Genomic DNA, 17,815 nt, shown 5'->3' with positions numbered 1-17,815 from the left:
GCGGGTGGACAGGGGCTCAGCGGCGTTGCCGTGGGTCGAAGAAGTCACGCAGGGCGTCACCGAGCAGGTTGAAGGCGAGCACCGAGACGGACAGGGCGAGACCGGGAAACAACGCCATCCAGGGGGCGATCTCCAGCTGACGCGACGCCTCGCTGAGCATCCGCCCCCACGACGGCGTCGGCGGCGGGGTGCCGATGCCGAGGAAGCTCAGGGCGGACTCGGCGATCAGCACGATGGCGAACAGCAGGCTGGTGACGACGAACAGCGGGGCCATGAGGTTGGGCAGGCCGTAGCGGCGCAGGATGTGCGGCGTGCTGCAGCCGACCGCCTTGGCGGCCTCGACGTAGGTCTCCTCGCGGATGCGGAGCATCTCGCCGCGGGACACGCGGTTGAACGCCGGGATCACCAGGAGGGCGAGCGCCAGGATCGTGTTGCGGACGCTCGGGCCGAGCAGCGAGGCCACGAACAGCAGCAGGACGATGGAGGGGACGGCCATCAGGGAGTCCATGACGCGTTGGATGACGCTGTCGATCCACGTGCCGCCGAAGTACCCCGACACGATGCCGAACACGATGCCGACCAGCCCGCCCAGGGCCAGCGTGGCGACCGAGATCAGCAGCGAGGTGCGCGCCCCGTAGAGCGTGCGGCTGAGGACGTCTCGGCCCAGCTCGTCGGTGCCCATGAGATGGTCCGGACCCGGCGGCACCATCACCGCACCCCGACTCTGCTCCAGGGGGCTGTACGGCGTGATCAGCGGCGCCACGGCCGCCAGCACGACGAAGACGAGGATCACCATCGCCGCGACGGCACCGAAGGGCTGCTCCCTCAGGAGACGGAGCGGGCCACGACGTTGCGCGGGGGCCACCGCGGTGGCGCCGCCGAGCTTGGGCAGGTGAACGGACATGGCCGAGCTCCTCTCAGTACCGGATCCGTGGGTCGACGGCGGCGTACAGCACGTCGACCAGCAGGTTCACGAGGATGAAGATGGCGCCGTAGACGACCACGCAGCCGAGGACGACGGGGTAGTCACGGGACTGCACGGAGTCGAAGATCAGCGACCCCATGCCGGGGATGGAGAAGATCGACTCCAGGATCACGGTGCCGCCGAGGATGCCTCCCACCTGCAGACCGAGCAGGGAGAAGACCGGGATCAGGCTGTTGCGACCGGCGTGCTTGAACAGGATGTTCCACTCCGAAGCACCCCGGGCACGTACCGTCCGGACGAAGTTGGACCCGAGCACCTCGAGCATCGACGACCTCAGCATGCGTGCGATCCCGGCCATGGAGCTCACCGCCAGCGCGAACGCCGGCAGCGCCATGTGCGTGAGGTTCTGCCCGAGGTTCTCCCCGGGACTCGCGTAGACCAGCGGCGGCGTCCACCCGAACCACTGGGCCAGGTAGGTGATCAGCAACAGGGCGAGCCAGAAGTTGGGGACCGACATCCCCACCACGGCCAACACCCTCAGGAGCTGGTCGGTGAGCGAGTTCTGCCGTAGCGCGGCCGCCACCCCGAGCGGGACTCCCAGCAGGAGGCCGAGCAGGAGGGCGAGCAGGCCGAGCTCGAGGGTGGCGGGCAGGCGCTCGGCGATGTGCTCGACGACCGGTCGACCGTCGGCGAACGACGTACCGAAGTCGAGTCGCAACGCCCCCGCCATGAACTCGATGAACTGTGTGGGGACGGGCTTGTCCAGACCCAGCTCGGCAGCTCGCTCGGCGACCTGTTCCTCGGTGACGCCGGGCGCATCGGCCAGCTGGACCCGCACGACGTCGCCCGGGATCATCCGCAGCGTCAGGAACGTGAACGAGGTGACGAGGGCAAGGACCAGGACGCCGTAGCCGAGTCGCCGGCCCGTGTAGGTGATCATGCCCGGGTCTCCTCATCCGTCGTCAGCAGGTGGCACGCCGCGGACCGCTCCCCGATCTGCAGGAGCTCGGGCGCCGCCTGGTCACAGGGCTCGAACCGGCGCGGACACCGGGTGTGGAAGCGGCATCCGGCCGGAGGTCGTGTGGGGCTCGGGATCTCCCCGACCAGGGGAGCGCGCAGCTCTCCACGCTGGTCCAGCGACGGCACGGACTCCACGAGCGCCTGGGTGTACGGATGCATCGCCGAGTCCATCAAGGCATCCGCTGGTCCGGACTCCACGACCTGCCCGAGGTACATGACGCTGATGTGGTCGGACATGTAGCGGACCACGTTGAGGTCGTGAGCGATGAACAGGTAGCTGAGGCCCAGCTCGCGCTGCACCTCGCGCAGCAGGTTGAGGATCTGCGCCTGGACGGACACGTCGAGCGCGGAGACGGCCTCGTCGCAGACGATGAGGTCCGGATCGGTGGTGAGGGCGCGGGCGATACCGATGCGCTGTGCCTGGCCGCCGGAGAACTGGTGCGGATAGCGCTCCAGCGCGTGGGAGGGAAGGCCCACCAGGTCGAGCAGCTCACGGCACCTGGCGAGCCGGGTCTTCGGCGTGCCGATGCCGTGGACGGTCATCGGTTCGGTGAGGACCTCCTTGATCGTCATGCGAGGGCTGAAGGAGCTGAGCGGGTCCTGGAAGACCAGCTGCATCCGGCAGCGCAGGCGCGCCAGCTCACGGCGCCGCAGTCGCGAGATGTCCGAGCCATCGAAGGTCACGGTCCCCGTGGTGGGTTCCAGCAGACGCAGGGCGAGGCGGCCGAGGGTGGACTTTCCCGAGCCGGACTCTCCCACCAGCCCGACGGTCTGGCCGCGACCGACCGAGAGGGAGACACCGTCGACGGCGCGCACCGGCGGCCTGCCCCGTCGCCCACCGAAGTGCTTCACCACGTCGTCGAGCCGCAGGATCGGCGACGGGTCGCCGATGGTGTCGGGCGTCGTCGGCATGGTCGCCGGACCGATGCCGGCGCTCGGTGACCTGCTCATGGCGCGACCTCCGCCAGGTACTGGACCTCGGAGGATGACTCCACCCGCCAGCACCTCGCCTGTCGCCCGTCGATCTCGTGCAGCGTCTGGGGCTCCTCGCAGCGGTCACCGTCGGCGAGCGGGCACCGGGTCGAGAAACGGCATCCTGACGGCATCTCGTCGAGCGTCGGCACGACACCGGGGATCGCCGGCATCGGCTTGTCGCGAGGCGTGTCGGGACGGGGGATCGCCTTCAGCAGGGCCTGGGTGTACGGGTGGCGGGGATCGGACAGGATCTGCTCGACCGTGCCCGTCTCGACCACCTCTCCGGCGTAGAAGACCACCACCCGGTCGGCCATCTCCGCGACGACGCCCATGTCGTGGGTGATGAGCATGAGCGCGACGCCGGTCTCGGTCTGCAGGTCGCGCATCAGACGCAGCACCTGCGCCTCGACCGTGACGTCCAGAGCGGTCGTGGGCTCGTCGGCGATCAGCAGTCGGGGGGTGCACGCCAGGGCGCCGGCGATCATGACACGTTGGCGTTGTCCTCCCGAGAGCTGGTGTGGGTACGCGTCGACCTTGGACTCGGGGTCGGGGATACCGACCTGGGCGAGCAGCTCGACGACGCGCTCGCGCGCCTGCTTGCGTGGTATCCGGCGGTGGACCCGCAAGGCCTCACGCAGCTGGCTGCCGATCGTGAAGAGGGGGTCCAGCGCGGTCATCGGGTCTTGGAAGACCACCGACATCTCGTTGCCCCGGATGCGTCTCATCGTGGCGTTGGACGCGTTGGTGATGTCCTGCCCGTCCCAGGCGATCGTCCCTTCGCTGACCCTTCCGTTGCCGAGGAGCCCGAGCATCGCGAGTGCCGTGACGCTCTTGCCCGAGCCGGACTCGCCCACGACGGCGAGTGTCTCGCCCTCGCAGATCTGCAGGCTGACGCCACTGACCGCCTCGACCATGCGTCCGCCGGTCTCGAACTCCACGTGGAGGTCGTCGACGGTGACGATCTGTTCACCTGACCGGCTCACGAGCTCACCCTCCCAATTTAGAATCTCACTCTAGGATGGCTCGATCATCCAGCGGCGGACACCTTGTGTCAAGGGTCACATCGGGACTGTTCGATCCCGCGGCCACGACGGACGCGCAACTCGGCTCGACTTCTGGCCGAATATTGTTTTAGAATTGAGTTCTATTTGGAGGTTCTGTGAACAGAGGTCGATCCGGCGCCACCGCCGCAGCGTGGTCGACCCTGTTCGTCGTGTGCGTCGTCAGCATGTTGATCGGGCTCAACACGAGCACGGTGAACGTCGCGCTCCCCTCCCTGACCCGGCACTTCAACGCCAGCCAGGTCGAGGCGAGCTGGCTGTTGCTGTCATACATGGTGGCCAACACCGCGTGCCTGCTGCTGTTCGGACGGATCAGCGACATCGTGAACCAGCGAGTCCTCTACCTCGCCGCGCTCGCCGTCTTCGTGCTCTCGAGCCTGGCCTGCGGACTGGCGCCGAGCGTCGACTGGCTCATCGGTCTTCGCATCCTCGCCGCACTCGCCGGCGCCGTCCTGCTGGGCAACGGCGCCACCCTCATCCACTCGACCTTCCCCCGCGCATCGCTCGGGACGGCCATGGGGCTGTACGCGGCCTCGTTCCCGGTGGCGAGCCTCATCGGACCGATCGCCGCCGGAGTCGTGCTCGAGGTCGCCGACTGGCGCTGGGTCTTCTGGATGAACGTCCCGATCGGCCTCGTCGCACTCGCTCTCGGATACTTCCTGCTGCGACATCGTCGCGGCGAGAGACCGCCGACCAGCCTTGACCTGCCCGGCAACCTGCTGGTCGTCGCCTTCATCTCGCTGGCGACGATCGGCATCTCGATGGTCGCCGAGCTCGGGTGGGCGAGCCCGTTCGTCTACGGGAGCCTGCTGGTGGCCGCGGCCCTGCTCCCCCTTCTGGCCCTGGCCGAGCGACGGAGCAAGGACCCCGTCGTCGACATGGCCACGCTGCGCACCGGGGGCATCGGGTTGCTGCTCCTCGCAGGGTTCTTCCTCAGCGCCGGCCGCTTCCCCGCCATCGTGCTGGTGAGCCTGTACCTGCAAGGGCCCATGGGTCTGCGCCCCTTCGAGACCGCTGCTCTGCTGCTGCCGATGCCGGCGGGGAGCATCCTCGGGTCCCTGTGCGTGGGCTGGCTGTCACGCAGATTCAACTCGCGTCAGATCCTGGCGGGCGGAGCCGTGATCGGCCAGCTCGGCATCTTCGTGCTGACCGGCTCGATGCTCATCGGGCACGAGGGCCTCCTGGTCGCCGGCCTGGTCCTGATGGGCGTCGGCACGGGGCTCTTCATCGGGTCCAACGCCACTTCGCTGCTCGAGGCAACCCCGGACTCCAGCCTCGGCGTGGTCAACGGCATGCGCCTGGCCATGCAGAGCACCGGCAACGTCCTCAGCCTGGCACTGGCCCTCACGCTGTTGACGGTCGGAATGTCCTCCGACCTCGGACAGGCTGTGCTCCAGGCCACCCTGCCGGACGGCGATCCACCCTGGGCCGTCATCGCCGGCTTCGGCATGGCGATGGGGCTGCTGTGCGTCGTCGGGCTGGTCGGGACCGTGCTGTCGATCATGGCCGCGGCGAAGGCTCGTGGCCTGGAGTCACACCCGACGTCGCCCACGCTGGAGGGCGCCGTCGATCACGCCCTGCCCCCGCAGGCCGCCGAGGTCACAGCCCCAGACTGCGCCCGACGATCTCCTTCATGACCTCCGTGGTCCCGCCGTAGATCGTCTGGATGCGGGTGTCGAGGTACGCCTTGGAGATGGGGTACTCGCTCATGTAGCCGTACCCGCCGTGCAGCTGCAGGCACTTGTCGACGGTCTTCTTCTGCAGCTCGGTGGTCCACCACTTGCCCATCGCGGCGTCGGAGACGGTGAGGTCGCCGCGGTTGTGCTGGGTGATCGACTCATCGACGAAGACCTGCGCGATCTGCGCCTCGGTCTCCAGCTCCGCGAGCACGAACCGGCTGTTCTGGAAGGAGCCGATCGGCTTGCCGAAGGCCTTGCGCTCCTTGACGTACTCCAGCGTCAGGTCGAGCGCGGCCCGGCAGGCGGCTGCGGCGACCACGGAGATCGACAACCGCTCCTGGGGCAGCTTCTCCATGAGGTAGATGAACCCCTGGCCGGGCTCACCGATCAGGTTGGAGGCGGGCACCCGCACGTCCTCGAAGAACAGCTCCGCGGTGTCCTGCGCCTTCAGGCCGATCTTGTCCAGGTTGCGTCCCCGCTCGAAGCCCGGCGTCCCCCGCTCGACCGCGATGAGCGAGAAACCCATGGCCCCGGCGTCGGGATCGGTCTGGCAGACCACGAGCACCAGGTCGGCGTTGATGCCGTTGGTGATGAAGGTCTTGGAGCCGTTGATGACGTACTCATCACCCTCCAGGACGGCACGAGTCTTGATGCCCTGCAGGTCCGAGCCGGTGCCCGGCTCGGTCATGGCGATCGCCGTGATGAGCTCACCGCTGCAGAACTTCGGGAACCAGCGCGCCTTCTGCTCGTCCGAGGCGTAGGAGAGGAGGTAGCCGGAGACGAGGTCGGTCTGGATGACGAACCCGATGCCGCTCGCGCCGACGCGGGTGATCTCCTCGGAGAGGATCGCGTTGTAGCGGAAGTCCTCGATGCCACCGCCGCCGAACTCCTCGGGGACCATGAAGCCCAGCAGGCCGAGGTCCCCGGCCTTCGCCCAGACCTCACGCGGGACGATCCCGTCGCTCTCCCACTGCTCGTGGTGCGGGGCGATCTCCTTCTCGCAGAAGGTCCGGACGGTGTCGCGGAAGCTGTCGTGGTCGGCGTCGAAGATCGTGCGCTTCATGTGGGGTCCTCTTCAGTCTGGACGGCGATGCCGTCGGCGATCAGGGACTCGACGTCGTCGATGCCCCAGGCGGCCAGTGCTTCTCGGGTGTTGGCGCCGGGTGCGACCGGCGGTGTGCCGAGTCCGGCCGGGGTGCGGCTGAACCGCGGTGCGGGCGCCGGCTGCGTCACGCCGTGGTGCTCCACGTACGTCCCGCGTGCGACGTTGTGCGGGTGCTCGTAGGCCTCCTCGAGCGGCAGCACCGGGTGGACACAGGCATCGGTGCCGTCGAAGACCTCCACCCACTCCGCCTGCGTACGTTGCGCGAACCGCTCAGCGAGCGCCTCACGCAGGGCCGGCCACTGGGCCAGGTCGTACTGGTCGGGCAGGCCGCCCCCCATGAGCTCGACGAATGCCTCGAAGAACTGCGACTCCAGCGGACCGACGGACATCCAGCGATCGTCCGCGGTGCGGAAGACGTCGTAGAACGGGGCGGCGCCCCCGAGCAGGTTGGTGCCACGACGACCGTCCCAGAGGCCGGCCTGCTGCATCGAGACCGCCATCGTGATGAGGTGCGCGGTGCCGTCGGTGATCGCGGCGTCCACCACCTGGCCCTCGCCCGTGGCACGCGCGCTCAGGAGGGCGGCGAGGACGCCGGCGACCAGGTACATGGACCCGCCGCCGAAGTCGCCCAGCAGGTTCATCGGGAAGGCCGGCGCGTCGTCCGGACGTCGCCCGAGGGAGTCCAGCGCCCCGGCCACGGAGATGTAGTTCATGTCGTGGCCGGCCGTCTGGGAGAGCGGTCCGTCCTGGCCCCAGCCGGTCATCCGGCCGTAGACGAGGGCTGGATTGCGGGCCAGGCAGTCCTCGGGACCGATGCCGAGTCGCTCGGTGACTCCCGGTCGGAAGCCCTCGAGCAGGACGTCGGCCCGCTCGACCAGCCGCAGCACGGTCTCGACGCCACGCGGGTCCTTCAGGTCGAGCGCGACCGACGGCCGGCCCCGGCCCAGGAGGTCCTGCTCGGGCGCGCCGAGCTGTAGGCCCGAGCCGCCCGGGCGATGCACCCGCACCACCTCGGCGCCCAGGTCCGCCAGCAGCATCGCGGCGAACGGGCCGGGACCGATGCCGACGATCTCCACGACGCGCACGCCGTGCAGGGGACCGGTTCTGGGCGAGTTCGCTTGGGATTGGATCGTCACACCACAATTGTGACAGTAAGACTGTCACAATGTCGAGACGGTCACTCGCGATGGTCAGATACTGTCGGTATGTGGCATGATCCCTTCGTGCTTCCCGATCTCGCCTACACCCGCCGCGGTCCCGAGGGTGCCGTCCCGGTCGTGCTCCTGCACGGCATCGGTCACCGCAGACAAGCCTGGGAGCCGGTCATCGACCGGCTCGCCGAGCGGTACGACGTCATCGCGCCCGACCTGTCCGGGTTCGGCCAGTCTCCCGCCTTCGCCGGCGAGGTGGTCTACTCCATGGACAACGCCTGCGACCATCTGCTGACCCAGTTCGAGCAATGGGGGATCAGCAAGCCGCACGTCGTCGGGAACTCCCTCGGCGGCGCCATCGCCCTCGAGCTCGGCTCCCGCGGACTCGCCTCGTCGGTCACGGCACTCAGCCCGGCCGGGTTCTTCGGACCGCTCAACCGGCTCCAGGCGCTCATCCCACTCCTGCTGATGCGGCTGCTGGCCTTCGTCACGCCCAAGGTCGTCCTGCGCCGCCTGGCGGAGACACCCCTCGGACGGCGCATCATCGGTCTGCCGCTGTACGCCCACCCCGAGCGCCATGACGCCGAGGCCACCTACGGCGACTCGCTGGCGCTCAAGCACGCCACGGCGTTCGAGCGCACCGCCGCCGCAGCCATCACCTACCGCTTCGACCATCAGGTACCGGCGCCGGTGACCGTTGCCTGGGGCACCAAGGATCGTCTGCTCCCGTACGCCCAGGCCGGCACCGCCCGGGCCCGCCTGCCCCACGCCCGGCACGAGCCGCTGCCCGGCGCCGGGCACGTCCCGATGGCCGACGACCCCGAGCTCGTCGTCCGACTCATCGAGCAGACCATCGCCGAGGGTCAGCGTCCGGCACTCGCCCGCTGAGCCCACCAGAGGCGGCCGGCGTCAGGCAGGCATACCTCGGCACCAGCCGGCGTTGACCCGGACGTGGAGGTTCTCGACAGTCTCGTGATCGGCGCCGGCCAGGCCGGGCTGTCGTCGTCGTACCACCTGCAGCGACTGGGCCTGGAGCACGTCGTCCTGGATGCCGACGACGGCCCCGGCGGCGCCTGGCAGCACCGGTGGGACGACCTGACGATGAGCGACGTCCACGGGGTCGCCGACCTCCCCGGCTCACCGGTGCCCCCGGCGGCCGATGGCGAGCGGGCCAACACCTTCGTGCCCGCGTACTTCGCCGCCTACGAGCACGAGCACCACCTGCCCATCGTCCGGCCGGTGCACGTCAGCACGGTTCACGACGAGGACGGCGTGCTACGCGTCGAAGCATCCGCCTCGGCGGGACCCGGGCGGCAGACCACTGCGCACTGGCTGACCCGGACCCTCGTCAACGCCACGGGCACGTGGACGCAGCCCTTCGTGCCCCGCTACCCGGGCGCGGAGACGTTCCGCGGCGAGCAGCTGCACACCGTGCAGTATCCCGGCGCGGAGCACTTTCGCGGCCGCCGCGTCCTGGTGGTCGGCGGTGGCGCATCAGCCGTGCAGTTCCTCGGCCAGCTGCGCCCGGTGACCGACACGCTGTGGGTGACGCGCCGCGAACCCGTCTGGCGCACGGAGCCCTTCGATCCTGAGGCCGGACGTGAGGCAGTGGCGATGGTCACCGAGCGGGTCCGCCAAGGACTGCCGCCGCGCAGCGTCGTCAGCGTCACGGGCCTGATGCTGCGACCCCAGGAGGCCGAAGCGGCCCGGCTCGGCGCCTACCGGCCCCGGCGGGGGTCCGGGGCCACGGGCCGAGGAGGACACCTGCCGATGTTCGATCGCATCGAACCCACGGGGGTCAGCTGGACCGACGGCACCCACGAACCCGTCGACGTCATCCTGTGGGCCACCGGGTTCCGGCCCGCCGTCGCCCACCTCGCGCCGCTCGCCCTGCGCTCACCCCTGGGAGGCATCCAGCTGGACCGGGTGACGGCGGTCGCTGATCCGCGGGTGCAGATGGTGGGCTACGGACCCAGCGCCTCCACGATCGGGGCCAACCGCGGCGGGCGGTTCGCCGCACTGGGCGTACGGCGGCACCTGAGGTCGCTCACTCCCGTGGCCGCGCAGGCTTGAGCGCCCAGGCCTCGAGGTGCTCATACCCCTTGACGGAGATCCGTCGCGTGCGGCGCAGCCGGTACCTGGGCTCCTCGCGCTCGGCGTCGCGGTCACGCAGGACGGCGGACAGCTCACCGTCCACGAGCACCCGGCCGGGCCGGCTCACCGACGTCAGGCGTGAGGCGATGTTGACGACCGGGCCGTAGACGTCACCGAGGCGGGCGAGCACAGGTCCGTACGCCAGCCCGACGCGCACGTGGGGGAACAGGTCGTCCTCGTCGTCTCCGCGCTCCACCAGGGCCAGTGCGGCCTCGGCCGCCGGCTCGGGATCCTCGATCGTGAACAGCACCTCGTCGCCGATCGTCTTGACCACCTCGCCGCGCGCGTCGACGACGAGCCGGGTCACCACGCTCTCGAAGTGCTCCACGAGCTCCGCGAGGTCACGGGTGCTCAGCTGGCGGCTGCGTGAGGTGTACCCGACGATGTCGACGAACCCGACGGTCGTGGGTCCCGACGTCTCCTCCTGCGCGGTCCGCATCGCGATACGGCTCGCCGCGGCCAGCAGGTGCCTGCGCCACACGTAGGAATGCACCTGCTCCACCAGCGGGATGACCTCCGCGACGACGTCGAGCGGCGGCCCGTCCTCACCCTCGGCGTCGGACAGCGCCGACAGCAGCACCCGGACCTGCCAGTCGGCCAGACGGGAGAAGCTGCGGCCGACCGACCGCACGAACTGCCCGATCGTGTCGGGACTGACCACGCCGAGCTCGGCGAGGCGCTCGGTGACCTTGATGGCCTCGACATCAGCCTCGGAGAAGGCCACCTGGTCGTCACCGACGACGGAGAAGCCGAGGTAGCGCCACAGGTCGTTGGCGTCCTCGAGGTCGACCCCTGCCTTCTCGGCGACCTGTCGTTGGGTGAGTGTCGGCTGACCGTCGAAGAGGAAGTCGTGCGCGACGCCGATGAGCAGGCTCGGGTCGAATGCGAGCTGTTCGTCGTCGTCCACCATCCGATGCTAGCGGCCCGTCAGTGCTGAGGTGTCCAGATCTTCTGCCCGGGGGACGCCGAGCAGCGCGAGGGTCGAGTCGAGCTCGGCGTGCAGCTGGTCCAGGACCGCCGCCGCTCCGTCCTGCCCGCCCGTGGCCATGCCCCACAGGACCGGACGGCCGACGAGCACCGCATCGGCACCCAGCGCCAGCGCCTTGGCGACGTCCCAGCCGCGGCGCACGCCGCCGTCGACCAGCACGTCCGCGCGGCCCGCGACGGCCTCCACCACCGGCGGCAGGGCCTGCGCGCCGGTGAGCACCGTGTCGAGCTGTCGGCCACCATGGTTGGAGACCACGATGCCTGCCACGCCCGCGTCGACGGCACGCTCGGCGTCGTCAGGTCGCAGGACACCCTTGACCAGCAGCGGCATCCCGGCCACCTGTGCGAGCTCGGCGACGTCGTCCCACGTGAGGCTCGGGTCGTGCATGGCGAAGAGCTGCTCGGTGGTGAGCGCCGGTCCGTCGGGATTGAGCGCGACGGGGTGCTCGATGCGAAAGCCGGTCCGCTTGTCGCGCTCGCGCCAGCCGGCCACGGGAAAGTCGACCGTCAGGACCAGCGCCTCGAAGCCGGACTCGCGTGCCTGGGCCACGAGGTCGAGGGAGACCTGACGGTCGCCGAAGACGTACAGCTGGAACCAGCCGCCACGTTCTCCGAGAGCCGCCGCCACGTCAGCGGGCGGTGTCGTGGTCTGCGACGACAGCACGTACCCGGTGCCCGTGCGGGCCGCCGCGCGGGCGGAGGCGAGCTCGCCGTCAGGGTGCACGTGCTTCTGGTAGGCCATCGGGGCGACGAGCAGAGGGCTGCGGCGACGACCGAGCAGGGTGACCGAGGGATCGCGCTCGGCGACGTCCACGAGGACCCGCGGGGCGAGCCGCAGCCGGCTCCAGGACTCCTCGTTCTCGCGGAGCGTGATCTCGTCCCCGGCGCCGCCGGCGAAGTAGCCGTGGGCGCCTTCACCGAGCAGTGCCAGCAGGTCGTCCTCCACGAGCTCCACCCTAGTGTCTGCCGATCCTGAGGATTCAGGCGTGGAAGCGCTCCAGGAAGGCCACGGTGCGCTCGTCCCGCGGGGCGGTGAGGACCTGCGCGGCCGTTCCGTCCTCCACCACTGCCCCGTCGGCCAGGAAGACGACACGGTCGGCGACGTCGCGGGCGAAGGCCATCTCGTGCGTGGCCATGACGACGGCGATGCCATCGCTGCGCAACCCACGGACGACGTCGAGGACCTCGCCCACCAGGAGCGGGTCCAGCGCGGAGGTGATCTCATCCAGGAGCATCAGGCGCGGACGCATCGCGAGTGCCCTGACCAGCGCGACCCGCTGCTGCTGACCCCCGGACAGGGAGTCCGGGTAGGCGTGGACCTTGTCCGCCAGACCCACCCGCTCCAGCAGGACGAAGGCCCGCTCGCGGGCCTCGGACCGCGACACGCCGGCCGCCTTCGTAGGTCCGAGCACGAGGTTCTGCAGGACCGACAGGTGCGGGAAGAGGTTGTAGGCCTGAAAGACCATCCCGATGCCGCGGCGGACCTCGTCGACCTCCACCCGAGGGTCGGTGATCTCCACACCGTCGAGCCACACCTCGCCGTCATCGACCTGCTCCAGCAGGTCGAGGCAGCGCAGGAGCGTCGACTTGCCGCTGCCGGAGGCACCGATGAGACAGACCACCTCGCCGGCGGCCACCTCCAGGTCGATGCCGCGCAGCACGTCATGACTGCCAAACGACTTGCGCACGCCCGCGGCCTGCAGGATCGGCCGCCCACCTCCCGGCGCTCCCGCCTCGAGGGGGCTCATCGCACGACCCCGCTCTCGCGGCGCAGCGAACGCACCGTCAGCCAGTCCGCGAACCGGGCCAGCACGACGGTGGCTGCCACGAAGATGACCGCCGTCACCACGAGGGGCGTGAAGACGAAGTCCCGGTTGGCGATGATGTTGGCCTGCCGCAGCGCCTCCACGAGTCCGATCGTGGACAGCAGCGCGGTGTCCTTCTGCAAGGAGACGAAGTCGTTGAGCAGCGGCGGCGTCACCCGTCGCAGTGCCTGGGGCAGCACGACGTGACGCAGCGTGCGCCCGTAGGACAGCCCCAGCGCCCTGCCGCTGGCCCACTGGGTCGGGTGCACCGACAGGATGCCCGCTCGGATCACCTCGGCCACGTAGGCGCCGTAGCTCAGGGACAACGCGATGATGCCGAGCCAGAACAGGCTGGTCGGCAGACCCGTGAGGTTGAGGGCCGGGACGCCGAAGCCGACCAGCAGCACGACGAGCAGCGTGGGGGTCCCGCGGAAGACGTCGGTGTAGACCGTGGCGATCAGCCGGATGGGCGCGAGGGCCGGTGCCGGCACGACGCGCACGACGGCCACCGCCAGGGCGACGGCCAGGATGATCACCTCGGCCACCAGGAACAAGCGGACGTTCAGCCAGAAGGCCTCGATGATCTGGGGCGCGGACTCACGCGCGTCGGGCCAGTGGAAGAACGTACGCTGCACCCGTTCCCAGCCGGGTGCGTTGAGCACGACGAGGGCGAGCAGCACGAACACCACGATCGTCGAGACAGCGGCGACGGTGCCGCGGCGCAGGGCCCGGTTGCGGCGGTACCGCTCCCGCTCCAGCTGCCGCTCACTGGGCGTGTGGATGGTGCTCAGGACAGTCAGTCCAGCGCCGGCACGTCGGTGGCCTCCGACAGCCACTCCTGCTGCAGGTCGGCGAGCGTGCCGTCCTCGGTCAGCGCGACGACCGCCGCGCTGACACACGGGGTCAGCTCTGAGTCCTTGTCCAGCAGGAGCCCGAACTGCTCCGACTCACCCGTGCGTGGCTCGAACTGGCCCACGATGGCGGCGTCCTCGAGCTCGGCGGCGACGAGGTAGTAGGCCGTCGGCACGTCAGCGATGATCGCGTCGACCTGGCCGTTCTGCAACGCCTGCGCCGCCTTGGAGGTGTCGTCGTAGACGAGCGGGTCGGCAGCGGACTCGATCTGCTCGGCCGCCTCCAGCGACGTCGTACCGACCTGCGCACCGAGCTGGGCGTCGGCGAGGTCGTCAAGGCTCGTGGCGCCGGTGACGTCGGAGTCCTGCAACGCGATGACACCCTGCTGCGCCTTGTAGTACGGGGCGGAGAAGTCGACGATCTTCTCGCGGTCGCTGGTGATGGAGAACTGGTTGATGTCGAAGTCGAAGTCCTTGGCACCGGGCTTGACCGCCTCGTTGAATCCCTGCGTCACCCAGGTGATGTCCTCGGGGGCGAAGCCGAGCTGCTCGGCCACCGAGCGCGCGACGGCGCCCTCGTAGCCCTGGCCGTTGCTGGGGTCGTCATCGACGAACCATGGCTCGTAGGCCGGTGCGTCGGTGGCGATGGTCAGGGTGCCGTCCTCGTACAGGGGAAGATCCTGCGCCTGGCACTCCGAGAGGTCCGGCAGCTCCGCCGACGCGACGTCGTCGGACTCCTCGTCAGCGGGGGCGCAGGCAGTGGCGAGGACGAGCACGGCAGCCGAGGCGGCCGCGGCGAGGGGAGTCAGGCGCATGAGCGAATCCTAGACCTCCACCCCCCGGCGGCTCAGACGTGCTCGAGCAGTGGGCCCAGCACCGGCTTCCAGTCGCGGATGATGCGCTCACCCACGAACCCGGCCGTCACGAACGGGTCCGCGGCGACGAGCGCCTCGACCTGCTCGACGGTGTCGGCGCGCAGCACCAGCAGCCCGCCCCGACCCTGGTCCGCGGGACCGGCGATGACGAGCTCCTCGAGCTCGGCGAGGTAGTCGCGGTGCTCCGCACGCAGTGGTGCGAGATCGGACTCGGGGGCGGAGTAGACATAGCTGACGACGAAGTGGGCCATGGTCGAACTCTAGGGAGCCCGACGAGCCGGACGGGTGGGTCGTCCGCTCCACGGACGGTCAGTGCGCATCGTTGCATTGCAACTAGTTGCATACTACGATCCGGGCCATGGCCCTGGAGCACGCGATCCTCGTCTCGCTCGCGGAGAAGTCCGCCAGCGGGTACGACCTCGCCCGGCGCTTCGACGCGTCCATCGGCCACTTCTGGAAGGCCAGCCACCAGCAGATCTACAAGGTCCTCGCGCGCATGGAGGCCGACAAGCTCGTCGAGTCACACCTGGTGGCGCAGGACGGCCGCCCGGACAAGAAGGTCTACGCCATCACGGCCGCCGGTCGCACCGAGCTCGCCGACTTCACCCGCACGCCCACGGCCCCGGAGGCGTTGCGCAGCGCACTGGCGGTCAAGGTCAGGGCACTACCGTTCGGTGACCGCGACGCCGTCGTGGCCGACGTCCGCAGGCGCCGCGAGCACCACGTCGCCCAGCTCGTCCTCTACGCACAGAGCGCCGAACGGTTCTACCCCGACCCCGACGCGGTGAGCGACGACCAGCTCGGCGCCTGGCTGGTGCTGCGTGGCGGCATCCTCGCCGAGCAGACCCAGATCACCTGGTGCGACGAGATCCTGCAACGGCTCGGATCCCGATGACGAGCACCCAGACGCCCAGGGTCATGGCCGTGCCGATGAGCGCCGCGTGCACCCACAGGAACGACGTCGGGGCGCTGTCCCACGCCGCACCGGACCAGGCCCGCTCGTCGGCCACGATCGCCCGCGCGAAACGTGGCCAGATGACGACGTTGAACACACCGGCCACCACCAGCACCCATGCCGAGAACCTCGAGATCACCGGATCAGTCCATCACGGAGGACACCAGCGATGACCAGCCCCTTCACCCAGCCTGACCACCCGGAGTACCCGCACCTGCTGAGCCCGCTCGACCTCGGGCACACCACCCTGCGCAACCGGGTCATCATGGGCTCCATCCACAGCAAGCTGGAGGACCGCCGCAAGGACCTGCCCAAGCTCGCCGCCTACTTCGCCGAGCGCGCCAAGGGCGGTGTGGCGCTCAGCGTCACCGGTGGGTTCTCCCCCAACCGCACCGGCTGGCTGCTGCCGTTCGGCGGCACCATGAACAACGGGGCGTTCGCCGATGCGCACCGCGTCGTCACCGATGCCGTGCACGAGCACGACGGCAAGATCGCGATGCAGATCCTGCACGCCGGCCGCTACGGGTACCACCCCTTCGTCAAGAGCGCGTCGCGTCGCAAGAGCCCGATCAGCCCGTTCCGGCCCCGGTCCTTCAGCGCCAAGGAGATCGACCGCACCGCCACCGACTTTGCCAAGGCGGCCGCCCTCGCCCGACGCGGCGGCTACGACGGCGTGGAGATCATGGGCTCCGAGGGCTACCTCATCAACCAGATGATCACCGCCCGCACCAACACCCGCACCGACGCGTGGGGCGGCACCGCTGCCAAGCGCATGCGGTTCCCGCTCGAGATCGTCCGGCGCACGCGTGAGCTCGTCGGCGACGACTTCATCGTCATGTACCGCCAGAGCCTGCTGGACCTCGTCGACGACGCACAGTCGTGGGAGGAGACCGTCGAGCTCGCGGTCGGCCTGCAGGAGGCGGGCGTCTCGATCATCAACACCGGCATCGGCTGGCACGAGGCCCGCATCCCCACCATCGTCACCTCGGTCCCGCGGGCCGCGTTCGCGCCCCTGACCGGGCGCTTGCGCGAGGCGGTGGACGTCCCCGTCGTCGCCTCCAACCGCATCAACACCCCCGAGGTGGCCGAGCAGATCCTCACCGACGGGCAGGCAGACCTCATCTCCATGGCGCGCCCCCTGCTGGCCGACCCGGACCTCGTCGCCAAGGCGGCCGAGCGTCGCAGCGATGAGATCATCACGTGCATCGCCTGCAACCAGGCCTGCCTCGACCACACCTTCAAGAACCAGCGCGCCACCTGCATGCTCAACCCACGCGCCGGGCACGAGACCGAGCTGGTGCTGCTGCCCACCCGCTCCGTCAAGCGCGTCGCCGTCGTCGGGGCAGGGCCGGCCGGTCTCGCGGCATCCGTCGAGCTGGCCGGGCGCGGGCACGACGTCGAGCTGTTCGAGGCCGACGAGACGATCGGAGGGCAGTTCAACCTCGCCGCGCGCATCCCCGGCAAGGAGGAGTTCGTCGAGTCGCTGCGGTACTACACGCGCATGCTCGAGGTTCGCGGCGTGAGCGTGCACCTGGGACGACGGGCCGGCCTCGAGGACCTGATCGGCGGGAGTACCGGCGAAGGAGCCTTCGACGAGGTGGTGCTGGCGACCGGCGTGCGGCCCCGCGTGCCGGAGATCGACGGCGTCGACCACCCGAGCGTCCTGCGCTACGACGAGGTGATCAACGGTGCACCCGTCGGGCAGTCGGTGGCGGTGCTCGGTGCCGGTGGCATCGGGTTCGACGTGAGCGAGTTCCTGCTGCACGACCCGCACGAGTCGCTGGAGCAGTGGCAGCAGCGCTGGGGCGTCGCCGACCCGGCACTGGAACGCGGCGGACTGACCACCAAGGTGGCCGCACCGCCACGCCGACAGGTCCATCTGCTGCAGCGCAAGCACACCTCGCTCGGCAAGGGTCTGGCCAAGACCACCGGCTGGGTGCACCGCCAGACCCTCAAGGACTCCGGCGTCGAGATGATCAAGGGCGTCACGTACGAGCGCATCGACGACGACGGCCTGCACGTGCGCGTCCACGCCGGCGAGAAGGACACCGTCGGCGAGCCGTTGACCCTCGCGGTCGAGACCGTCGTGCTGTGCACCGGGCAGGAGTCGGTGCGCGAGCTCGCCGAGCCGCTGACGGCCGCAGGCGTGACCACTCACGTGATCGGCGGTGCCGACGTCGCCGCCGAGCTCGACGCCAAGCGCGCCATCAAGCAGGCCACCGAGCTCGCTGCGACGATCTGACGTCCTCCACCCCGGCTTTCACCCGCTCAC

The 17,815-nt window shown here is 69.8% G+C and carries 18 protein-coding genes; 5 read left to right on the top strand and 13 right to left on the bottom strand.

Annotation, left to right across the window (positions count from 1 at the left end; translation table 11 throughout):
* Window positions 1–16: 16 nt before the first annotated feature.
* Genes ACEVFP_RS01195 through ACEVFP_RS01180 form a run of 4 tightly spaced genes read right to left on the bottom strand, consistent with a single transcriptional unit; the run spans window position 17 to window position 3,903 of the window.
* Complete coding sequence (locus ACEVFP_RS01195) at window positions 17–904, bottom strand: ABC transporter permease (RefSeq protein WP_375001519.1); 888 nt, start codon at window positions 902–904, stop codon at window positions 17–19.
* A 13-nt stretch (window positions 905–917) separates the two neighbouring features.
* A complete protein-coding gene (locus ACEVFP_RS01190; RefSeq protein ID WP_375001518.1) occupies window positions 918–1,865 on the bottom strand; it encodes an ABC transporter permease in 948 nt (315 codons plus the stop codon).
* The gene (locus ACEVFP_RS01185; RefSeq protein ID WP_375001517.1) at window positions 1,862–2,896 is read right to left on the bottom strand and encodes an ABC transporter ATP-binding protein; all 1,035 of its coding nucleotides are present in this window, start codon (window positions 2,894–2,896) and stop codon (window positions 1,862–1,864) included. Before ACEVFP_RS01185 ends, ACEVFP_RS01190 begins: the two co-directional genes overlap by 4 nt.
* Complete coding sequence (locus ACEVFP_RS01180) at window positions 2,893–3,903, bottom strand: ABC transporter ATP-binding protein (protein ID WP_375001516.1); 1,011 nt, start codon at window positions 3,901–3,903, stop codon at window positions 2,893–2,895. Before ACEVFP_RS01180 ends, ACEVFP_RS01185 begins: the two co-directional genes overlap by 4 nt.
* Window positions 3,904–4,079: 176 nt before the next feature.
* Here ACEVFP_RS01180 and ACEVFP_RS01175 point away from each other — a divergent pair, with 176 nt between their 5' ends.
* Complete coding sequence (locus tag ACEVFP_RS01175; protein WP_375001515.1) at window positions 4,080–5,618, top strand: MFS transporter; 1,539 nt, start codon at window positions 4,080–4,082, stop codon at window positions 5,616–5,618.
* Here ACEVFP_RS01175 and ACEVFP_RS01170 read toward each other — a convergent pair.
* Together ACEVFP_RS01170 and ACEVFP_RS01165 are read right to left on the bottom strand one after the other, a co-directional pair.
* Entirely contained in the window at window positions 5,581–6,723 is a 1,143-nt protein-coding gene (locus ACEVFP_RS01170; protein WP_375001514.1) for an acyl-CoA dehydrogenase family protein, read from the bottom strand. The two genes, ACEVFP_RS01175 and ACEVFP_RS01170, sit on opposite strands and share 38 nt — an antisense overlap.
* A complete protein-coding gene (locus ACEVFP_RS01165; protein ID WP_375001513.1) occupies window positions 6,720–7,850 on the bottom strand; it encodes a CaiB/BaiF CoA transferase family protein in 1,131 nt (376 codons plus the stop codon). The genes ACEVFP_RS01170 and ACEVFP_RS01165 overlap by 4 nt, the downstream gene beginning before the upstream one ends.
* 120 nt (window positions 7,851–7,970) lie before the next feature.
* On the opposite strand from ACEVFP_RS01165, the gene ACEVFP_RS01160 reads away from it, so the two are divergent.
* Both ACEVFP_RS01160 and ACEVFP_RS01155 read left to right on the top strand, forming a co-directional pair.
* Window positions 7,971–8,804 (top strand): alpha/beta fold hydrolase, encoded by an 834-nt coding sequence (locus ACEVFP_RS01160; RefSeq protein WP_375001512.1) that lies wholly within the window; start codon window positions 7,971–7,973, stop codon window positions 8,802–8,804.
* 63 nt (window positions 8,805–8,867) lie between these two features.
* Window positions 8,868–9,989 (top strand): NAD(P)-binding domain-containing protein, encoded by a 1,122-nt coding sequence (locus tag ACEVFP_RS01155; protein ID WP_375001511.1) that lies wholly within the window; start codon window positions 8,868–8,870, stop codon window positions 9,987–9,989.
* Here the strand turns inward: ACEVFP_RS01155 and ACEVFP_RS01150 are convergent.
* From ACEVFP_RS01150 to ACEVFP_RS01125, 6 genes are read right to left on the bottom strand one after another with little or no spacing between them, the layout of a single operon-like run.
* Window positions 9,964–10,977: an adenylate/guanylate cyclase domain-containing protein gene (locus ACEVFP_RS01150; RefSeq protein ID WP_375001510.1), complete on the bottom strand. Its 1,014-nt coding sequence runs from the start codon at window positions 10,975–10,977 to the stop codon at window positions 9,964–9,966. The two genes, ACEVFP_RS01155 and ACEVFP_RS01150, sit on opposite strands and share 26 nt — an antisense overlap.
* 9 nt (window positions 10,978–10,986) lie before the next feature.
* Window positions 10,987–12,003, bottom strand: coding sequence for an alpha-hydroxy acid oxidase (locus ACEVFP_RS01145; RefSeq protein ID WP_375001509.1), 1,017 nt, complete (start codon window positions 12,001–12,003; stop codon window positions 10,987–10,989).
* A gap of 34 nt (window positions 12,004–12,037) precedes the next feature.
* On the bottom strand, window positions 12,038–12,805 hold the full coding sequence (locus ACEVFP_RS01140) for an amino acid ABC transporter ATP-binding protein (RefSeq protein WP_375001508.1): 768 nt from the start codon (window positions 12,803–12,805) through the stop codon (window positions 12,038–12,040).
* Complete coding sequence (locus ACEVFP_RS01135) at window positions 12,802–13,698, bottom strand: amino acid ABC transporter permease (protein ID WP_375001507.1); 897 nt, start codon at window positions 13,696–13,698, stop codon at window positions 12,802–12,804. Before ACEVFP_RS01135 ends, ACEVFP_RS01140 begins: the two co-directional genes overlap by 4 nt.
* Window positions 13,659–14,528: an ABC transporter substrate-binding protein gene (locus ACEVFP_RS01130; RefSeq protein WP_375001506.1), complete on the bottom strand. Its 870-nt coding sequence runs from the start codon at window positions 14,526–14,528 to the stop codon at window positions 13,659–13,661. The genes ACEVFP_RS01135 and ACEVFP_RS01130 overlap by 40 nt, the downstream gene beginning before the upstream one ends.
* 32 nt (window positions 14,529–14,560) lie before the next feature.
* Window positions 14,561–14,839, bottom strand: a complete 279-nt coding sequence (locus ACEVFP_RS01125) for a YciI family protein (RefSeq protein ID WP_375001505.1) — start codon at window positions 14,837–14,839, stop codon at window positions 14,561–14,563.
* 107 nt (window positions 14,840–14,946) lie between these two features.
* Between ACEVFP_RS01125 and ACEVFP_RS01120 the strand changes: the two genes are divergently transcribed.
* Window positions 14,947–15,483, top strand: a complete 537-nt coding sequence (locus ACEVFP_RS01120) for a PadR family transcriptional regulator (RefSeq protein ID WP_375001504.1) — start codon at window positions 14,947–14,949, stop codon at window positions 15,481–15,483.
* Here the strand turns inward: ACEVFP_RS01120 and ACEVFP_RS01115 are convergent.
* Window positions 15,440–15,682 (bottom strand): SCO4848 family membrane protein, encoded by a 243-nt coding sequence (locus ACEVFP_RS01115; protein ID WP_375001503.1) that lies wholly within the window; start codon window positions 15,680–15,682, stop codon window positions 15,440–15,442. The genes ACEVFP_RS01120 and ACEVFP_RS01115 overlap by 44 nt on opposite strands.
* 30 nt (window positions 15,683–15,712) lie before the next feature.
* On the opposite strand from ACEVFP_RS01115, the gene ACEVFP_RS01110 reads away from it, so the two are divergent.
* Entirely contained in the window at window positions 15,713–17,785 is a 2,073-nt protein-coding gene (locus ACEVFP_RS01110) for an FAD-dependent oxidoreductase (protein ID WP_375001502.1), read from the top strand.
* The last annotated feature ends 30 nt before the right edge of the window (window positions 17,786–17,815 follow it).

The sequence above is a fragment of the Aeromicrobium sp. CTD01-1L150 genome (assembly GCF_041951745.1).
Lineage (GTDB): Bacteria > Actinomycetota > Actinomycetes > Propionibacteriales > Nocardioidaceae > Aeromicrobium.
This window is presented reverse-complemented; position numbering and strand designations above follow the sequence as displayed.